16 protein-coding genes are annotated in these 17,733 nt (G+C 35.2%); 14 read left to right on the plus strand and 2 right to left on the minus strand.

The features are described from left to right. The first annotated feature begins 94 nt into the window (after positions 1-94). The 10 genes from agaR to edd all read left to right on the plus strand — a co-directional run bounded on the left by agaR (position 95) and on the right by edd (position 10,212). Positions 95-877, plus strand: coding sequence for a transcriptional repressor AgaR (gene agaR / locus H3U97_RS07360; RefSeq protein WP_065577866.1), 783 nt, complete (start codon positions 95-97; stop codon positions 875-877). A 51-nt stretch (positions 878-928) separates the two neighbouring features. Then, entirely contained in the window at positions 929-2,095 is a 1,167-nt protein-coding gene (locus tag H3U97_RS07365) for an SIS domain-containing protein (protein ID WP_198198630.1), read from the plus strand. Positions 2,096-2,139: 44 nt separating this feature from the next. Next, positions 2,140-2,628 (plus strand): PTS N-acetylgalactosamine transporter subunit IIB, encoded by a 489-nt coding sequence (gene agaV, locus H3U97_RS07370; RefSeq protein ID WP_065577868.1) that lies wholly within the window; start codon positions 2,140-2,142, stop codon positions 2,626-2,628. Positions 2,629-2,644: 16 nt separating this feature from the next. After that, complete coding sequence (gene agaW, locus H3U97_RS07375) at positions 2,645-3,427, plus strand: PTS N-acetylgalactosamine transporter subunit IIC (RefSeq protein ID WP_065614704.1); 783 nt, start codon at positions 2,645-2,647, stop codon at positions 3,425-3,427. Beyond that, positions 3,417-4,313, plus strand: a complete 897-nt coding sequence (locus tag H3U97_RS07380; RefSeq protein WP_065577870.1) for a PTS system mannose/fructose/sorbose family transporter subunit IID — start codon at positions 3,417-3,419, stop codon at positions 4,311-4,313. The genes agaW and H3U97_RS07380 overlap by 11 nt, the downstream gene beginning before the upstream one ends. 8 nt (positions 4,314-4,321) lie before the next feature. Continuing rightward, positions 4,322-4,759 (plus strand): PTS galactosamine/N-acetylgalactosamine transporter subunit IIA, encoded by a 438-nt coding sequence (agaF, locus tag H3U97_RS07385; protein WP_065614706.1) that lies wholly within the window; start codon positions 4,322-4,324, stop codon positions 4,757-4,759. After that, entirely contained in the window at positions 4,749-5,909 is a 1,161-nt protein-coding gene (gene nagA, locus H3U97_RS07390; RefSeq protein WP_198198631.1) for an N-acetylglucosamine-6-phosphate deacetylase, read from the plus strand. Before agaF ends, nagA begins: the two co-directional genes overlap by 11 nt. 226 nt (positions 5,910-6,135) lie before the next feature. Further along, positions 6,136-7,389: a bifunctional glucose-1-phosphatase/inositol phosphatase gene (agp, locus tag H3U97_RS07395; RefSeq protein ID WP_086321197.1), complete on the plus strand. Its 1,254-nt coding sequence runs from the start codon at positions 6,136-6,138 to the stop codon at positions 7,387-7,389. Positions 7,390-7,837: 448 nt separating this feature from the next. Further along, positions 7,838-8,365, plus strand: coding sequence for a gluconokinase, GntK/IdnK-type (locus tag H3U97_RS07400; protein ID WP_198198632.1), 528 nt, complete (start codon positions 7,838-7,840; stop codon positions 8,363-8,365). Between the two features lie 41 nt (positions 8,366-8,406). After that, positions 8,407-10,212, plus strand: a complete 1,806-nt coding sequence (gene edd, locus H3U97_RS07405; RefSeq protein ID WP_086321196.1) for a phosphogluconate dehydratase — start codon at positions 8,407-8,409, stop codon at positions 10,210-10,212. A gap of 105 nt (positions 10,213-10,317) precedes the next feature. Here the strand turns inward: edd and H3U97_RS07410 are convergent, their stop codons facing one another. Beyond that, positions 10,318-12,039 (minus strand): thiamine pyrophosphate-dependent enzyme, encoded by a 1,722-nt coding sequence (locus H3U97_RS07410; RefSeq protein ID WP_198198633.1) that lies wholly within the window; start codon positions 12,037-12,039, stop codon positions 10,318-10,320. A gap of 260 nt (positions 12,040-12,299) precedes the next feature. Here H3U97_RS07410 and H3U97_RS07415 point away from each other — a divergent pair, with 260 nt between their 5' ends. The 3 genes from H3U97_RS07415 to fmt all read left to right on the plus strand — a co-directional run bounded on the left by H3U97_RS07415 (position 12,300) and on the right by fmt (position 15,691). Continuing rightward, complete coding sequence (locus H3U97_RS07415; RefSeq protein WP_065651339.1) at positions 12,300-14,168, plus strand: SLC13 family permease; 1,869 nt, start codon at positions 12,300-12,302, stop codon at positions 14,166-14,168. An 89-nt stretch (positions 14,169-14,257) separates the two neighbouring features. Then, the gene (locus tag H3U97_RS07420) at positions 14,258-14,599 is read left to right on the plus strand and encodes a hypothetical protein (protein WP_198198634.1); all 342 of its coding nucleotides are present in this window, start codon (positions 14,258-14,260) and stop codon (positions 14,597-14,599) included. Positions 14,600-14,725: 126 nt separating this feature from the next. Then, the gene (gene fmt / locus H3U97_RS07425; RefSeq protein WP_110452978.1) at positions 14,726-15,691 is read left to right on the plus strand and encodes a methionyl-tRNA formyltransferase; all 966 of its coding nucleotides are present in this window, start codon (positions 14,726-14,728) and stop codon (positions 15,689-15,691) included. Between the two features lie 36 nt (positions 15,692-15,727). Here the strand turns inward: fmt and tehB are convergent, their stop codons facing one another. Then, positions 15,728-16,588, minus strand: a complete 861-nt coding sequence (gene tehB / locus H3U97_RS07430) for an SAM-dependent methyltransferase TehB (protein ID WP_065577879.1) — start codon at positions 16,586-16,588, stop codon at positions 15,728-15,730. A gap of 194 nt (positions 16,589-16,782) precedes the next feature. On the opposite strand from tehB, the gene fabI reads away from it, so the two are divergent. Next, positions 16,783-17,571, plus strand: a complete 789-nt coding sequence (gene fabI / locus H3U97_RS07435) for an enoyl-ACP reductase FabI (protein ID WP_034902336.1) — start codon at positions 16,783-16,785, stop codon at positions 17,569-17,571. Positions 17,572-17,733: the final 162 nt, after the last annotated feature.

The following is a 17,733-nucleotide window of genomic DNA, read 5'->3' on the forward strand; positions in this document are numbered from 1 at the left end:
TTTTATAATCAGTTTTGTGACCTATCTATCATTTTTCGATCCCTTATCTATGTTTAAATTTAATAAAGGAATGAAAGTTGAACGAGTGGTAAAAATGAATAAAGAAATAATCAATACTTTGCAGCGTAGAGAAAAAATTATTCATTTACTCGATACAGAGAATACCGTATCAGTTAATAAATTAAGTAAATTATTTAAAGTATCTAGCGTTACCATCCGAAACGATTTAAGACACCTTGAAGAAAAAGGTTGTATATTGCGCTGTTATGGTGGCGCAATGTTAAATAAATCCTTTGCATTGGATAAGCCATTATTAGACAAAAGCCGTATCAATTCGATCATAAAAAATAAAATAGCTCAGCGAGCTGCTGAAATGGTTAATGATGGAGACCGAATCATTCTCGATTCAGGATCGACAACAGCAGCTATGGTTCCCTATTTACGTAACAAAAAAAACTTAATTGTCTTTACTAATGCAGTAAATATTGCCTATGAATTATCAACTAATAACGACATAGAAGTAATTATTGCTGGCGGTAACATCAGAAAAAAAGCTTACTCCATTTCCGGTCCTACAGTAGAACAACAATTAAGAATGTACCATTTTGACAAGCTTTTTTTAGGTGTTGATGGTTTTGATCTAGATGCTGGCATTACAACACCAAATTTCGGTGAAGCCAATGTTAACAGGGTAATGTGTCAAGTTTCTGGGCAAATTATCGCAATGACGGACTCAACAAAATTCGGTCGTAAAAGTTTCTGTACGATTGAAAAAATTAATCTAATTAAAACCCTAATTACTGATACAAAAATTCCAAAAGATTATCTAGAACAATTACATAAATTAGGAATAAATGTAGTAATTGTAGATGATTAAACGTTATAAATTTATTGAAATGATTAAAAAGGATATAGAAGGATATAGATTATGCAAAAATATTTGAATTATTCGTTAGATTGGTTAGAACAACACGGAGCTCAACATACTGCGAAAGAAATTTGTCAACAACCACAAATTTGGCGAAATTTATTACAAATCATTTTACAAAAGCAAAATCAGTTACAATCATTTTTACAACCTTTACTTTCCGATCCAAATCTAGAAATAATTTTGACCGGAGCCGGCTCATCTGCTTTTGGTGGTGTTGCTCTAGCACCATGGCTAAGAGAACAGACTCATCGTAACGTTCACGCTTATGCTACAACAGAGATTGTCACTAATCCTCAGCAATATTTATCACCAAATAAAAAAACGTTAATTGTCTCATTTGCGCGATCAGGAAATAGTCCAGAAAGTGTTGCTGCAGTAAAATTAGCAGATCAAATAGTTTCTGACTGTTATCATCTATTTTTAACCTGTAACCCAACCTGTGCATTAACAGAGTATGCGGCTAAAGAAAATAATTCTAAGCGTATTTTACATCTGGTCATGCCTGAAGGAACTCATGACTTAAGTTTCGCAATGACATCGAGTATTAGTAGTATGATGCTTGCCACCCTTTTATTGCTAGACAATGTTGATTTAGAAAAAGCACACAATGCAGTAATGGAAATTGCCAGTATTTGTGAAGAGAAGCTTTCAAGCTGGCAATCAATAACCAAACAGTTAGCCAGTAAAGAACATGATCGCGTTATCTATGTTGGTAGTAGCTGCTTCACAGGTATTGCACAAGAATCTGCATTAAAAATTTTAGAATTAACCGCCGGTAAAGTAGCAACCCGCTTCGATTCAATATTAGGACTACGTCATGGTCCAAAATTTATGGTTGATAAAAAAAGTTTAGTTGTCTGTTTTTTCTCAAGCGAACCATATGTTCACCAATACGATATTGACCTATTTAATGAACTTGTTCATGACAAAATTGCTGCTGACGTCATTGCACTAACAAGTCAAGAGAGTATTGATCAACAAATATTATCGGTGGATAGCAAACTCCCTGATTGTTGGTTGATATTTCCTTATCTAATTTTCGCACAAATGTTAGCGTTTGAAAAATCACTTTATCTTGGATTGACTCCAGATAACCCTTGTCCAACAGGAGAAGTCAATCGAGTAGTAAAAGGCGTTAATATTTATCCATTTAATAAAAATTAATCATCTGAATATGTTAAACAAATAAACAAAAGGACTTAATAGCAATGAGCACACCTAATATTCTTATGACACGTATCGATAATCGTTTAGTTCATGGTCAAGTTGGCGTAACTTGGGTTAATGCACTTGGTGCGAATCTATTATTAGTCGCCAATGACAGTGCTTCGCAAGATCCAGTCCAACAAAATCTAATGGACATGGTTGTCGCTGAAGGCATTCAAACTCGTTATTTTACCTTACAAAAAACTATCGACATTATTGGCAAAGCCGCAGAAAGGCAAAAAATTTTCATTGTCTGTAAAACACCACAAGATGTATTAACCCTCGTTAAAGGCGGCGTACCAATCAAATTTGTCAATGTTGGCAATATGCATTTTTCCGAAGGTAAAAAACAAATTCATAAAACAGTTTCTGTCGATGAATCAGATATCGCAGCATTTAAAGAACTTGAACAATTAGGCGTAACTTGTGAAATCCGCCGAGTACCTGATGAAGCTGGCGAAAAAATAGCGGATTTAATCAATCTATCTTAACTTGAGGGAGCATACTATGTTAATGGATGCATTATTAATTGGACTTCTAGCCGGTATAGCTGGTGTAGATTTATTTGATGGCCTGACTCATTTACACAGACCGATCGTAATAGGGCCGTTAGTTGGATTAATTTTAGGTGATGTTACAACCGGTTTATATGTTGGAGGATCATTAGAACTGGTATGGATGGGAATGGTACCGTTAGCAGGGGCACAACCACCTAATGTGGTTATCGGTGGTGTGATAGGTACTAGTTTTGCAATCTTAACTCATGCAGATCCTAAAGTTGCAATAGGTATTGCCGTACCATTTGCTATTGCAGTACAAGGATGTATCACTATTTTATTCACCATATACTCACCAATGATGCATAAATGTGATCGTTTCGTTGATCAACTCAATTTTAAAGGAATTGAATGGGTTAACTATCTTGGTATGATTATTCTTTTTGGTTTCTATTTTATTGTTGCTTTCTTACCTATCTACTTTGGTGCTGATGCAGCAACAGCACTAGTTCAGAAATCACCACAATGGTTGCTTGATGGTCTTAGTGTTGCTGGAGGTATGATGCCTGCCATCGGTTTTGCAATGCTAATGAAAATTATGATGAAAAAAACCTATATTGCTTATTTCATTTTAGGTTTTCTTGGTGTGACTTTCCTTAATTTGCCAATTTTAGCAATTGCATTAGGCGCTTTAGCTATAGCAATGATTGATTTCTTTAATTATGGCCGTGAAAACAACGATAGTAACAAGCCAGTAAGCTCAGATTCAGTGGAGGTGGAAGATGGAATTTAATAACGATCATGATAAAAAAATGGCCGAGAAAGAAGCAAAACGTATGGAACAAGCATTAGCGACAAGCAAAGCCACAACCGATACTTTTTATGATCAAAGCCAAGATGTAACACTAACCAAAGGTGATATTAACCGGATGGCATTTCGTTCTCTTGCTTTACAAGCATCGTTCAACTATGAACGTATGCAAGCTGGAGGTTGGCTTTATACTATCTTGCCAGCATTACGTAAAATACATAAAAACAAAGATGACCTTAAAAATTCGATGCATATGCATATGGAATTTATTAATGTCCATCCTTTTGACGTAACTTTCCTTTCAGGGTTAGTTCTTGCCATGGAGAAAGGCAAAGAAAATATTTCAACTATACGCGCAGTGAAAGTGGCGTTAATGGGACCATTAGGTGGAATCGGTGACGCATTATTTTGGTTAACTTTACTACCAATATGCGCTGGAATTGGTGCATCGTTAGCTTTAGAAGGTAGCTTTTTTGGACCAATAATTTTCCTACTAATGTTTAATATTGTGCATTTTGGTTTACGTTTTGGTTTAGCTCATTATGGTTATCATGCCGGTACCAGTGCTTTACCTTTATTAAAAACACACACAAAACGTATCTCACATGCTGCATCTATAATTGGTATGACAGTAATAGGCGCATTAGTTGCTTCGTATGTACATTTATCTACACCGTTAGAAATAAATGCAGGACAGGCTCATGTTGCGCTACAAGCTGATGTATTAGATAAATTGATGCCCAATATATTACCACTTGGTTTTACCTTAATTGTTTATAGTTTAATGAAACGTAATTTCTCACCAGTAAAATTAATTGGATTAACCGTTATTATTGGTGTTGTAGGTAAATTAGTTGGATTTTTATAGAGGAAATTATGTTAGGGATAATATTAACAGGCCACGGTAGCTTTGCTACCGGGCTTTACGAAGCCGCCACCCAAATTATTGGTAAACAACCACAATTTACGGCTATAAATTTTCCTGATGGTATGAGTAGTGAACAATTAGAGGAACAATTGCACCAAGCATATCAAGAAACTAATAGTGGTGATGGTGTCTTGTTTTTAACAGATATTGTCGGAGGTTCTCCATTTCGATTATCGGCGATTTTAAGTTATCAACAACCAAATATTGAAGTAATTGGTGGTATTAATATGCCGCTTTTACTTGAAATTTTGTTACTACGTGAAAATTTAGATATTACAACCATTCGTCAAGAAACTATTGAAAATGGTAGGCAAACAATAACTAGCTTATGGCATGAACATCAAAAACAGTCAACTATTGATAAGGAATGTTCTGATGGAATTTAAACAAATTTGTGCTCAAAAGGTTTTAACTCCTGTTGGTTGGATTGATAATGCAATTATCAGTATTAATAATGGAAAAATTATTGATATTCAACCTAGTGAGAAACCTTGTACGAACCAAATAAAACTGTTACCAGCGCTCATAGATACCCATATTCATGGCGTCATGGGCGCTGACACTATGGATGCTACTCATGAATCATTAAATACCATAAGCTGTTTTTTAGCACAACGTGGTGTTGGTGCTTTTTTAGCAACAACAGTAACTGAAAGTTATGAAAAGATTGAAGCTGCATTAATACAAGTTAAAAACAGTATAAAAAAAGGCGTTTCAGGTGCCACATTATTAGGTTCGTATTTAGAAGGGCCTTTTTTTAGTGATATACATAAGGGCGCTCATCCTGAAGAGTTTCTATGTGCACCAGATCGTGCAATAATTGAAAAATGGTTATCGTTAGCTGAAGGAACTTTGAAATGTATAGCTTTAGCACCAGAATACCCCAATGCCCTCTCTATTATCAAGTGGTTAAATGAACAAAAAATCCGCGTTATGTTAGGACATACTAATGCCGACTATCAAACAATTAAAGATGCAATATTAGCTGGCGCAAGCGGCGTGGTACATTGCTATAACGGCATGTCTGGATTACATCATAGACAACCGGGCGTTGTTGGTGCAGCATTAAGTATCGATAACTGTCAAACTGAAATTATCGCCGATGGCCACCATGTTCATCCAGCAGCGATTAAAATCGCCCATAAATGTTGTGGAAAAAATCTGTTACTAATTACCGATGCAATGCAAGCAACAGGAATGCCAAATGGCGATTATTATTTAGGTAAATTACTAGTACATATGCAAGATGATGTTGTTCGGACTGATAATGGTGGTTTAGCTGGTAGCACGTTGACCCTTGAGCGTGCGGTAACTAATTTTGCTGATTATACTAATATACCTTTCGAACAGGCTTGGTTACATGGTAGTTATTATCCAGCTAAAGCATTAGGGATTGATGATACTTTAGGTAGTATTGCGCCAAACAAATTAGCCAATTTAGTATTATTAAATGATGATAATCAAATTGTTGCAACCATTATAAATGGTAATGTTATTTATCAAACATCAGATGATCTTAGCAATATTTTGATTTAAAAATCTATACGCTTTTTAATAAAATGAGAGGTATAAGGTTTAATCGTGTAGGCGTCTACATGTCTATTAAATCCATTTTCTTTCCTCTTATTATATAAGGATCGATAAGTAATATAGAGTAAAAATATACTATTTAATTGAAATAATTATTGGTGTTTACCTCCTACTTATCACAAGCAATATCATGGTGATCTTATCTCCTCGAACGTTACTTAAGAGGTTATTTATGCGAAAATTAAAATTAATATTAGGCCTATCTTTTGCTTTATCTTTCTCAACACAAGCATTAGAAACAGTAGATAATTATACATTAGAACAAGTGGTGGTTTTCAGCCGTCATGGATTACGAGCTCCATTAGCTAGTCCAAATAGTACTTTAGGTAAAGTAACCCCTAATCAATGGCCACAATGGGATACACCTGCTAGTTATTTAACTACCCGAGGTGGAGTATTAGAAAGTTATTTTGGACATTATTTTAGTGAATGGTTAGTTGACAATAAATTATTAAGCGAAAATACATGTCCAACAGAAAAAGAAGTATATATTTATACTAATAGCTTACAACGAACTATCGCAACTGGTCAGTACTTTGCGGTTGGCGCTTTTCCTGGTTGCATTGTCCCAATTATTCATAAAGAAAAATTAGGCACTATGGATCCTACATTCTTTCCTGTAATTAAAGATGATAGCCCAACATTTAAAGAGTCTGCCATTGCATCAATCAATCAAATTGCTGATACAAATGGTATTGAAGGTTTAAATAAAAAATTGGATAACGCCTATAATGACATGTCCAAAATAATCAATTACGCAAATTCGGCAAATTGTTTAAATGATAAACAATGTGATTTTACTGCTTTACCAACTAAACTTATTATTGAAAAAGGCAAAGAACCAGGTATAACAGGTCCTCTTCGTACTGGAACATCAATTGCGGATGCCTTTATTTTACAATATTACGAAGGGGCACCATTAACCGATATAGCCTGGGGTAAAATAAAGAATAACAAGCAATTTGAGAAATTAGTCGCTATCAAAGAAAATTATAATACCGTATTATTTGGTTCGCCTGTTGTAGCCAAACAAATCGCAGCCAATTTAGTTAATTATATCAATCAAACATTTTCAGAAAAAAACAACAAAAGCAAATTTACGTTTTTAGTCGGCCATGACTCAAATGTTGCATCACTATTTTCCGCCATAAAAATTAAGTCGTATACACTGGCAAATCAATTTGAAACTACACCAATTGGTGGAAAAGTTGTATTTCAAAAATGGCGCGATAACAAGACTGGTGAAGCATTAATGAAAATTGAATATTTTTATCAGTCAACCGATCAAATTCGTAACTTGACCCAATTAAATAGGAAAACTCCTCCGCAAAAAATTGTATTAGAAATGGAAAATTGTCCAACGAATAAAGATGGTTTTTGTTCATTTTCAACATTTAAACAAATCATGAATGATGTTACTAAATAATGCTTGATATATTGATTGTATGCTTAGGTTTAATAAAAATTTGGGCATACAATCAAAAATTTATTATTTAACAGTTATATTAGTAATCTATACTTAAATCATGACTTATCAAAGTCTACACACTATCTAAAGAAAAAGTTTACCACAACTTCAATAACTAATTTAATCAACATAGATGTAATATTTTGATTATAAAAATTATTTTCAAATCGTTAACTAGCAACTAGTTTCATTTCTACAAGCCCCTGTACATTCACTTTAACTTAGTTTCCGAAAATGGCTATAAATCATAGTGAATGCAATAAAACAAAGAAAAATAGCCAGATGAGTATTTTTTGGTCGCAAATAAAAATATGATCTAGGTCACAAAAGAAACTTTTTTATATTGCAATAAAAGAATATAGTGACAAAATGTTACCCGTAACAGAGTGGTTTAGAGAATAAACTAATGACCGAGAAGAAAAATATTTTCATTTTTATGGGGGTATCCGGAAGTGGTAAATCAGTTGTTGCTAAACAAATTACCGATAACCTAAATGCGGCTTTTTTAGATGGCGACTTTTTACATCCCAAAGCCAATATATTAAAAATGCGTAGCGGTATTCCGCTAAATGATGAAGATAGACTGCCGTGGCTAAATCTAATTAGTAACGCCGCATTTGCGATGAGTAACGTCAATGATGTTTCGATCATAATTTGTTCCGCATTAAAACAACAATATCGAGATATTATTCGTGGCGAAAATAAAAATATTCACTTTATTTACCTAAAAGGAAGTTTTGCGGTTATTGCACAGCGTCTAGCTGAACGTAAAGGACATTACCAAAAATCTGGCATGTTACAGTCACAATTTGACACCTTAGAAGAACCTACTGCCGATGAAAAAGATGTCTATGCTATCAATATTGAACAATCGCTAATTGATGTTATTAATGAAACTACGCAGGTTATTAATTCAATATGTAATTGTGAATAAATTTATAACAATAAAAAATAAAAAAGATCGGAGAGGTTAATGTGAATTCCACTATTTTAGCTGTAACGCAGCGTATTATTAATCGTTCTAAAGCATCACGTGAGGCTTATTTACAAAAAATAGAACACGCTATGTTAAAAAAAGTCACTCGAGCAAGTTTACCTTGTAGCAACTTAGCACACGGCTTTGCCGCTTGCTGTTTAGATGATAAAAATGATCTTAAAAATATACTAAAAAGCAATATCGGCATTATCAGTTCTTATAATGACATGTTATCTGCACATAAACCTTATGAATCTTACCCCGAACAAATTCGCAAAGTATTACATGAAATAGGTGCTGTTGGTCAAATGGCCGGTGGGGTACCCGCCATGTGTGATGGAGTAACACAAGGTGAACCCGGAATGGAAATTTCACTCATGAGCCGAGATGTTATTGCAATGTCAGTTGCGGTTGGCTTGTCGCATAATATGTTTGATGGTGCTCTTTATCTTGGCGTTTGCGATAAAATTTTACCAGGGTTATTTATTGGAGCGCTATCTTTTGGGCATTTACCGGCTATTTTTGTCCCTTCAGGACCAATGCCATCAGGCCTATCGAATAAAGAAAAAGTTCGTATTCGCCAACTTTATTCGGAAGGAAAAGCATCACGTGAAGATCTATTAGAATCTGAATCTGCATCATACCATTCTAGCGGAACCTGTACTTTCTATGGTACAGCGAATAGTAACCAAATGGTCATCGAATTAATGGGTTTACATTTACCTGGTGCAGCCTTTGTACATCCAGAAACAGCATTACGTTACGAATTAACAAATGCAGCCGCAAAACAGATTACGCGCTTAACGAACCAATCAGGTAATTATATGCCTGTCGGTAAAATGGTTGATGAAAAAGTCATTGTTAATGGCTTAGTTGCTCTATTAGCAACAGGTGGGTCAACCAACCTAACCATGCATATTGTTGCTATGGCTAAAGCTGCTGGTATTATTATTAATTGGGATGATATTTCTGATTTATCAACTGTTGTACCGCTACTTAGTCGAATATATCCAAATGGACCTGCTGATATCAATTATTTCCAAGCGGCTGGTGGAACGTCATTACTTGTAAGAGAATTATTAGCTGGCGGCTTATTACATGAAGATGTTGAAACCGTTGTGGGGCGTGGACTAAGCCGTTATACCAAAGAACCAATTTTAGAAAATGGCAAACTAATTTTCCGTGAAGGCCCTACTAAATCTTTAGATGAAAATGTGATTGCATCAATCAAAAAGCCTTTCAATTCCCATGGTGGACTAAAGGTTATGTCAGGCAATTTAGGTCGAGCCATAATGAAAACATCTGCTGTTACTGCAGAGCATCAAATTATTGAAGCTCCTGCCGTAGTTTTTAATAGTCAATATGATTTAGATGCAGAATATAAAGCAGGCAACCTCAATAAAGATTGTGTTGTAGTTGTACGCTATCAAGGGCCAAAAGCTATCGGGATGCCGGAACTACATAAATTAATAACACCATTGGGCGTGTTACAAGATCGCGGTTATAAAGTTGCCTTATTAACTGATGGTCGCTTATCTGGCGCCTCAGGTAAAGTACCAGCTGCAATTCATGTCACACCTGAAGCTTATGCTGGAGGATTGTTAAGCAAAGTACAACAAGGCGACATGATTCGTGTCAACGGTCAAACTGGCGAAATCACATTATTGGTCGACGAAGCGGAACTAGCAATGCGACAAGCAGAACCAATCGATTTAACCGATTCACATCGAGGCTTTGGCCGAGAACTTTATTCGGTTATTCGAGAGAATCTTACTTCAGCAGAAGAAGGCGCCGTTAGCTTTTAATTCAACTTATCTGCCGCCATATGCGGCAGATATCGTTAAAATTAGGCTAAAAAACCCCTTTCCTCAAAATTTTTTAAGATAATACTCAATTGTTAACTTTGTGATTTATTTTTTAACAAAATTATCCACCAACAAATTAACCACATCTTTCATTTTGCCATGCAATGATGCTTTTACACTATAAAGCGCCATTCCCATCACTTGTGAACTATGTATTTCCGGCGGCATAACTAGTTCATACTCACTTGTTTTAACATCTAATAAAGCTGGACCAGGATGAGCCAAGAATGATTGCACGGCCGCTTCAAGCAAATCAGAATTATCAACTCTAATTGAATACAAACCCATTGCATCGGCAACTTTAGCAAAATCAGGATTTTTTAAATCAGTATAGTGATCGACAAGCCCTTCCGATTTTTGTTCTAATTCAACAAAATTAAGTGAACTATTATTTAGTACGATAACTTTGATGGGTAGATTCTCCTGAATTGTAGTCAATAAATCACCTAACAGCATACTAATACCACCATCCCCGGATAAGGTAATAACTTGACGATGAGGAAAGGCTTTTTGCACACCCAATGCTTGTGGCATCGCATTGGCCATAGTGCCGTGTTTTAAACTAATAACGGTACGTCTTTTACCATTGGTTGAGAAATGGCGACATGCCCAAACCATCGCCGAACCAACATCAGCACAAAGTACCGCATCATCATTAGCATATTTATCAATCAATTCGGTTAAATATTGCGGGTGAATAACTGTTTTTGATGGTATCGCTTTTTTATTTAATTTATCGATTGCTTTAATGTGTAATTCACAACATTTATCCAAAAATGTCGTATCTGTTTTTTCGTCAACTAGTGGTAATAATGCCGCTAAAGTTGCTTTGCTTGCCCCAACTACACCAACCTCTACACTATGGCGGTGACCAAGATGAGTAGCATCGATATCGACCTGAATAATTATTGTATTATCTGGATAAAACTGAGACCAGGCAAAATCAACACCCAACATTAAAAGCACATCACAATCTTTAATAGCCGTGGCGCCAGACTCCATACCAAACATCCCCGTCATACCGACATTATAGGGATTATCATATTCAACAAAATCTTTAGCTCTTGATGTGTGGACTATTGGTGATTTTAATTTATGAGCCAAATCAACTAATTCATCATGAGCGTCTGATACCCCATGCCCAGCAAAGATTGTCACTTTACTATTTTCATTTAAAATTTTAGAAATTTTAGCCAACTCATCATCAGATGGACGAATAATAGGATTCGGGTGATAGATATTGTATTCACTGTTATCCTCAACTTTAGTTAAACTAATATTGTAAGGAATAACTAAAACAGCAACCCCACGCTGATTAATCGCAGCTTGAACTGCTGCAGTGGTAATTCGCCTTGCTTGAGTTGGATCAGTAATTTGCTGACAAAATACAGAACAGTTTTTATAAACTGCTTCAAAGTCAACTTCTTGCGGAAAATCCGTTCCTTGTTGAGAAGTAACCAACTGACTAGCCAATAAAATAAGCGGTACTTTATTACGTTGTGCTTCATAAATACCATTAATAAAATGTAAACTTCCCGGTCCACAAGAACCAGCACATGCTGTTATTTGATCGGTCAAATAGGATTCAGCGCCAGCAGCAAAAGCGCCAACTTCTTCATGACGAACATGTACCCACTCAATATCACTTTTTTTAATAGCGGAAGTAATCTGATTTAATGTATCACCAACAATACCATAACAATGTTTCACACCGGCTTGAGCTAAAACATCAACAATAATCTGTGCAACTGATTTTTTTGATGACATACGGTCTCCTCAATATGGTTTAGAATTAAACAATTCAAGTTAACTAACTTACACCTAAGTTTTATGAATGCGAATAGTCGGAAAATAAAACAGCAGAAAATGTTAAAAATGTCATAATGACAAATGACGGCATGGAATAATCTTTATTTGAAGATATTCCCTATTACTATAAATCAAGGTATTATGTCGAAAATCTACTCAACACTATAGAGCTACTTTTTGTGGAACATTTGTCATCTGGGCATAGTTTTGTATCATCAATGTCGGCTTTTTTGCCTAGTTATATAATCGAATATTATCCTCTTATTACTGTTTGTTTATTACTTTTTATTGCTATTCTACTGTTTTCATTCAGTAAATTAAGAATGGATATTATCGCACTTCTCATTATAACCGCAATCACCGTTACCGGGGTATTAACCCCTGCAGAAGCACTTTCAGGATTTAGCGATCCAAACATTATCTTAATCGCATTGCTATTTGTTATTGGGGAAAGCCTAGTAAGAACCGGTATCTCTTACAAAATGAGTGAATACATATTAAAAGCAGCGGGTCAAAATGATATACGAATTATAACATTTATTATGTTAGGTATAGCATTATTAGGATCGATCATGAGCTCAACAGGTGTTGTAGCAATATTTATTCCAGTAGCGATTAGCATTGCCAATCATACCGGTATACATGTAAAAAAACTAATGATGCCACTATGTATTGCTGCGCTAATTAGTGGCATGATGACCCTAGTTGCTACTGCACCAAACCTAGTAGTGAATAGTGAACTGAGTCGAGCAAATTTAACCGAGTTTAGTTTCTTCTCTATTACACCAATAGGTCTTGGAGTATTAATCGTTGGTGTTATTTATTGCGTACTAACTCGCAATTGGTTACTGACAGCCGACCAAATTACACCAACCAATAGTCAACCACAAAGGCGTAAAATTACCGACCTGATTAGAGATTATAAATTAATTGGTCGAGCGCATCGAGCGCAAATTCTTGCAGGATCCCCTTTTGTTGGTCGAACTATTGACGGTTTACATTTACGCAGTGAACACGGAGTAAATGTTATTGGTATCGAACGTTGGCGAAAGTTTCAAAAAGTCCTTATTCCGGTTAATGGAACCACCGAATTTAGAGAAAACGATATTCTTTTATTGGATATGTCCCATTCCGAAGCAGATTACCGTACATTTTTAACGACCAATAATCTTGAACCCAAAATTTTACGTGGTGAATATTTTTCTGAACAAGTAAAAGAAGTTGGCATGGCCGAGGTAGCATTACTCCCAGAATCATCATTATGTGGTAAAACGCTTAATGAGATAGATTTTAGAAGTAAATATTTTTTAACCGTGATTGGTATTTGGCGAAATCATGCTCCTGTTGAGACTAATAACTTATTCCAAGAACGCTTAGAAATGAGTGATACACTTTTGGTGTGTGGCGATTGGGGATCAATCCAAAAACTTCAAACTCGTACCAGTGATTTTGTGGTGTTAGATTATCCATCAGATATTGATGATGTAGCCCCTGCTAGCTCGCAAGCCTATATAGCACTATTTAATCTAGCCTTAATGATCATCTTAATGGTTACCGGAATTGTGCCAAATGTTGTTGCCGCGCTCATCGCCTGTCTATTAATGGGAGCAACACGTTGTATTGATATGGCTAATGCCTATAAATCGATTCATTGGCCAACATTAATTCTCATTATTGGTATGATGCCTTTTGCAGTAGCTTTAAATAAAACTGGGGGAATTTCATTAATCTCGGAATGGCTTGAAATTCATTTACGATCGTTTGGTCCTTATATGGTGTTAACCTTTATCTTTTTATTGTGCTCAACGGTGGGATTATTTATTTCTAATACCGCAACAGCAATTTTGATTGCACCAATTGCGATTGATTTAGCCATAAAATTTGGCTATTCACCGTATCCATTTGCTATGACAGTGGCGATTGCAACATCGGCTTCATTTATTACACCTGTTTCATCACCAATTAAAACAATGGTAGTGGCTCCAGGAGGATATAGCTTTAGTGATTTTGTTAAGATTGGCGTACCATTAACTTTTCTAGTGATGGCTGTTGATATAGCATTAGTACCAATCTTTTTTCCATTTTAAATAATAAGAAAATATTTATCACAATATATGTTACTGTTGCTATAAAGTGTCTGGATGATAAGATAATTTAAGGAATAAGGAGTTAGAAAATGAGTAATGCTCAACAATTTTTCATGTTTATAGGCATAATGACATGCCTAATTGGCAGTTTTAGTTTATTTATTTATATATTAACAGTGTTACATACATTAACAGTAAAAAAATCAATAAATAATAATAAAACATCAGATGAAAGATTAATCAAATTATATAATGATGCGAAAAATACTATTGATAATAAATCTAAAATTATCATAACGGCGGTTGTTATGGGCATATTTTGTGGCGGAATTTTTGGTGGATTTTTTTACTATTATTTTATCAAAAAACTTTTTACCAACTCTTATGAAATTTACAAAAATGCGATGATTCAACGTAACTTACCGCTGTAACCTACGTAATATTTTTTATATAACACAAAAGTGATATCTATTAGGGGTATACTTTTGTGATTAAAGATTCTTAGAACAATTTGAAGTATACTATCTATTATATTTTGATTATGGATATTATCACTCATGACATCAACAACAAATCCCTTAAATATTATTTTTGCAGGTACACCTGATTTTGCTGCCACACATTTAGAAGCATTAATTAACTCAAACCATAATGTCATCGCCGTCTTCAGTCAACCAGATAGACCTGCAGGTCGAGGAAATAAATTAACGGCAAGCCCAGTAAAACAATTAGCAATCGAAAATAATCTTCCCATTTATCAACCGGCCACACTAAAAACAGAAGAAAATCAGCAAATCATTGCCGATCTAAATGCTGATATTATGATTGTGGTTGCTTATGGATTGATTTTACCTCAAGCTGTGCTTGATATGCCAAAGCTAGGATGCTTAAATGTTCACGGTTCTTTATTACCTCGATGGCGAGGTGCAGCGCCAATTCAGCGCGCCTGTTGGGCTGGTGATAGTGAAACCGGCATCACCATTATGCAAATGGATGCTGGCCTTGATACCGGTGATATGCTGTATAAATTAGCTTGTCCAATTGAAGCGAATGATACTAGTGCAACATTATATGAAAAATTGGCTAAATTAGGCCCTCAAGCATTACTTGATACGCTAACACTAATTAACCAAGGAAAAGTTAAACCTGAAAAGCAACAACAATCACAAGCCACTTATGCCGAAAAATTATCTAAACAAGAAGCTAAATTAGATTGGAATTTATCAGCGAAACAACTGGAACGATGTGTGCGGGCATTTAACCCGTGGCCAGTTAGTTATTTTGAAATAAATGGTGAACCCGTAAAAGTTTGGCAAGCTCAAGTTATTACTGTTGAACATAATCAACCCATCGGCACCATTTTGCAGGCTGATAAAAAAGGCATCTGTATTGCCACTAGCGATGGGGCGTTAAATATGACAGTATTACAACCAGCAGGTAAAAAACCAATGTCAGCCCAAGATTTATTAAACTCTCGAAAAGCGTGGTTTGAAGTTGGTAAAATACTGGGTAATAACCAATAGTAAAAAATAATATATTACAGGAAACATCCTGTAATATTATGGTTTTTTGGCGAATAGTGTCGCAAAACGGAGTTTTATTCGGTTGCCATGGATATCCGTTTTATGCAATTCGCCAACATCCTCATTATATTTTATAATCTGCCAATCCTGATAATAATTACGTAATTCATTCTCTTTAAACGTAAACGAAAAGCCAACTGTGCAAGGAAAATCATCCGTTGACATAGCACAAACAATTAAATTATAACCGCCTGATTTAGTTATCGTTTGCATATTGTGAATAATATCGGGAATTCTATTAGGTTGTAAAAACATCATCACAACGGTTGAAATAATTAAATCATAATTACCTGTTAAATTAGCTTGGTTTATATCATAAATAGATGCATTGATATGCGCTAAATGATCATTGGCAATAATTTGCTGTAAATTATTAATACTCATCTCTGACTTATCAACGGCATCAACATCAAAACCAAGTAGCTGCAAATAGAGTGAATTACGACCTGAACCACAACCTAAATCTAACGCTTTTCCGGCTTGAATCATTTGACAGATTTCTGATACGTCAGAATGGGTTTGCGTCATTTGATATTTTTTATGTGTATAATCTTCAGGTTGGCAATAAAAAGCCAGTTGGCACTGTAAATCATCGGATACATTAGCTATTCGATGCCATTGTTGAGGCTGAATAAAAGGCGGTTGATGCTCAACATCAAAAACATGTTGCGAAATGATCTCGCCTTGCTCGGTTAACATATCAAAATTCACACGACCTTTAATAATGTTTAATTTTGCCCATGTTCCTACTTGGGTATTATGCTTTTCACAAAACATTTTCGGTAGAGTTGTTACATCCCAAACTGGTAGCGTTTTATAGCAAACTAAATCTTTCATCACTATTTACCAAACGAAGCTATTTAATAGTTGAGTATTATAGTCAACTATTAACCCAATAAACAACCTCTTTTTTAAAAATAAAATGGCAATTAAATAGGTAAAAATGAATTTATAGTAGCGAAGTTAACTATATCAACATATAATCATCAACATTCTAGACTATATAGTAAAAAATATTAGAGGAATAATTTATGGGATTTTTAACAGGTAAACGCATACTGGTTACCGGCGTGGCAAGTAATCGTTCTATTGCTTACGGTATTGCAAAAGCGATGCACCGAGAAGGTGCTGAATTAGCTTTTACTTATCAAAGCGAAAAATTAAAAGGCCGCGTTGAAGAGTTTGCTGCTGATTTTAATTCTAAAATCGTTTTACCTTGCGATGTGGCACATGATGACAGTATCACATCGTTATTTACTGAGTTAGCAAAAACATGGGATAAATTTGATGGTTTTGTACACGCTATTGCTTTTGCGCCAGGAGATCAACTAGATGGTGACTATGTTAATGCCGTAACGCGTGAAGGTTTTGCAATTGCCCATGATATCAGCTCTTATAGCTTTGTCGCGATGGCTAAAGCGTGTCGTTCAATGCTTAATCCTGATTCAGCATTAGTTACCCTTTCTTACCTAGGTGCTGAGCGTGCAATTCCTAACTATAATGTGATGGGTCTTGCTAAAGCATCTCTAGAAGCAAACGTACGTTACATGGCTAATGCTATGGGACCTGAAGGTATACGTGTAAATGCGATTTCAGCAGGTCCTATTCGTACTTTAGCGGCATCAGGTATCAAAGATTTCAAAAAGATGTTATCACACTGTGAATCAGTCACTCCTATTCGCCGAACAGTAACCATCGAAGATGTGGGTAATTCAGCAGCATTCTTATGTTCGAACCTATCTTCAGGTATTACCGGTGAAGTTATTCATGTAGATGGTGGATTTAGCATCGCTGCTATGAATGAATTAGAACTTAAATAATATAAACTTAAATGAAATAAGGTGTCAGAATAAATAACTGACACCTTATTTTTTAATTTATCACCGTGATATTTTTTATCTTAACCTCTAGATAATCAAACTTTTGTATAGAGTAAATTAATATTGCTGTCTAATTCAAAACATAAAATTTTTACTAATTAA

Origin of the sequence: Gilliamella sp. W8128 (assembly GCF_016100545.1) — a bacterium.
Taxonomy (GTDB): Bacteria; Pseudomonadota; Gammaproteobacteria; order Enterobacterales; family Orbaceae; genus Gilliamella; species Gilliamella apis.

What these genes read in the sequence shown, in the direction of transcription:
- agaR (WP_065577866.1), top strand. Translation starts at nt 95, where the DNA reads ATGAATAAAGAAATAATCAATACTTTGCAGCGTAGAGAAAAAATTATT.
- H3U97_RS07410 (WP_198198633.1), bottom strand. Translation starts at nt 12,039, where the DNA reads ATGTCATCAAAAAAATCAGTTGCACAGATTATTGTTGATGTTTTAGCT.
- H3U97_RS07365 (WP_198198630.1), top strand. Translation starts at nt 929, where the DNA reads ATGCAAAAATATTTGAATTATTCGTTAGATTGGTTAGAACAACACGGA.
- H3U97_RS07420 (WP_198198634.1), top strand. Translation starts at nt 14,258, where the DNA reads ATGAGTAATGCTCAACAATTTTTCATGTTTATAGGCATAATGACATGC.
- H3U97_RS07400 (WP_198198632.1), top strand. Translation starts at nt 7,838, where the DNA reads ATGACCGAGAAGAAAAATATTTTCATTTTTATGGGGGTATCCGGAAGT.
- agaF (WP_065614706.1), top strand. Translation starts at nt 4,322, where the DNA reads ATGTTAGGGATAATATTAACAGGCCACGGTAGCTTTGCTACCGGGCTT.
- nagA (WP_198198631.1), top strand. Translation starts at nt 4,749, where the DNA reads ATGGAATTTAAACAAATTTGTGCTCAAAAGGTTTTAACTCCTGTTGGT.
- agaV (WP_065577868.1), top strand. Translation starts at nt 2,140, where the DNA reads ATGAGCACACCTAATATTCTTATGACACGTATCGATAATCGTTTAGTT.
- H3U97_RS07380 (WP_065577870.1), top strand. Translation starts at nt 3,417, where the DNA reads ATGGAATTTAATAACGATCATGATAAAAAAATGGCCGAGAAAGAAGCA.
- fmt (WP_110452978.1), top strand. Translation starts at nt 14,726, where the DNA reads ATGACATCAACAACAAATCCCTTAAATATTATTTTTGCAGGTACACCT.
- agp (WP_086321197.1), top strand. Translation starts at nt 6,136, where the DNA reads ATGCGAAAATTAAAATTAATATTAGGCCTATCTTTTGCTTTATCTTTC.
- H3U97_RS07415 (WP_065651339.1), top strand. Translation starts at nt 12,300, where the DNA reads ATGTCGGCTTTTTTGCCTAGTTATATAATCGAATATTATCCTCTTATT.
- tehB (WP_065577879.1), bottom strand. Translation starts at nt 16,588, where the DNA reads ATGAAAGATTTAGTTTGCTATAAAACGCTACCAGTTTGGGATGTAACA.
- agaW (WP_065614704.1), top strand. Translation starts at nt 2,645, where the DNA reads ATGTTAATGGATGCATTATTAATTGGACTTCTAGCCGGTATAGCTGGT.
- fabI (WP_034902336.1), top strand. Translation starts at nt 16,783, where the DNA reads ATGGGATTTTTAACAGGTAAACGCATACTGGTTACCGGCGTGGCAAGT.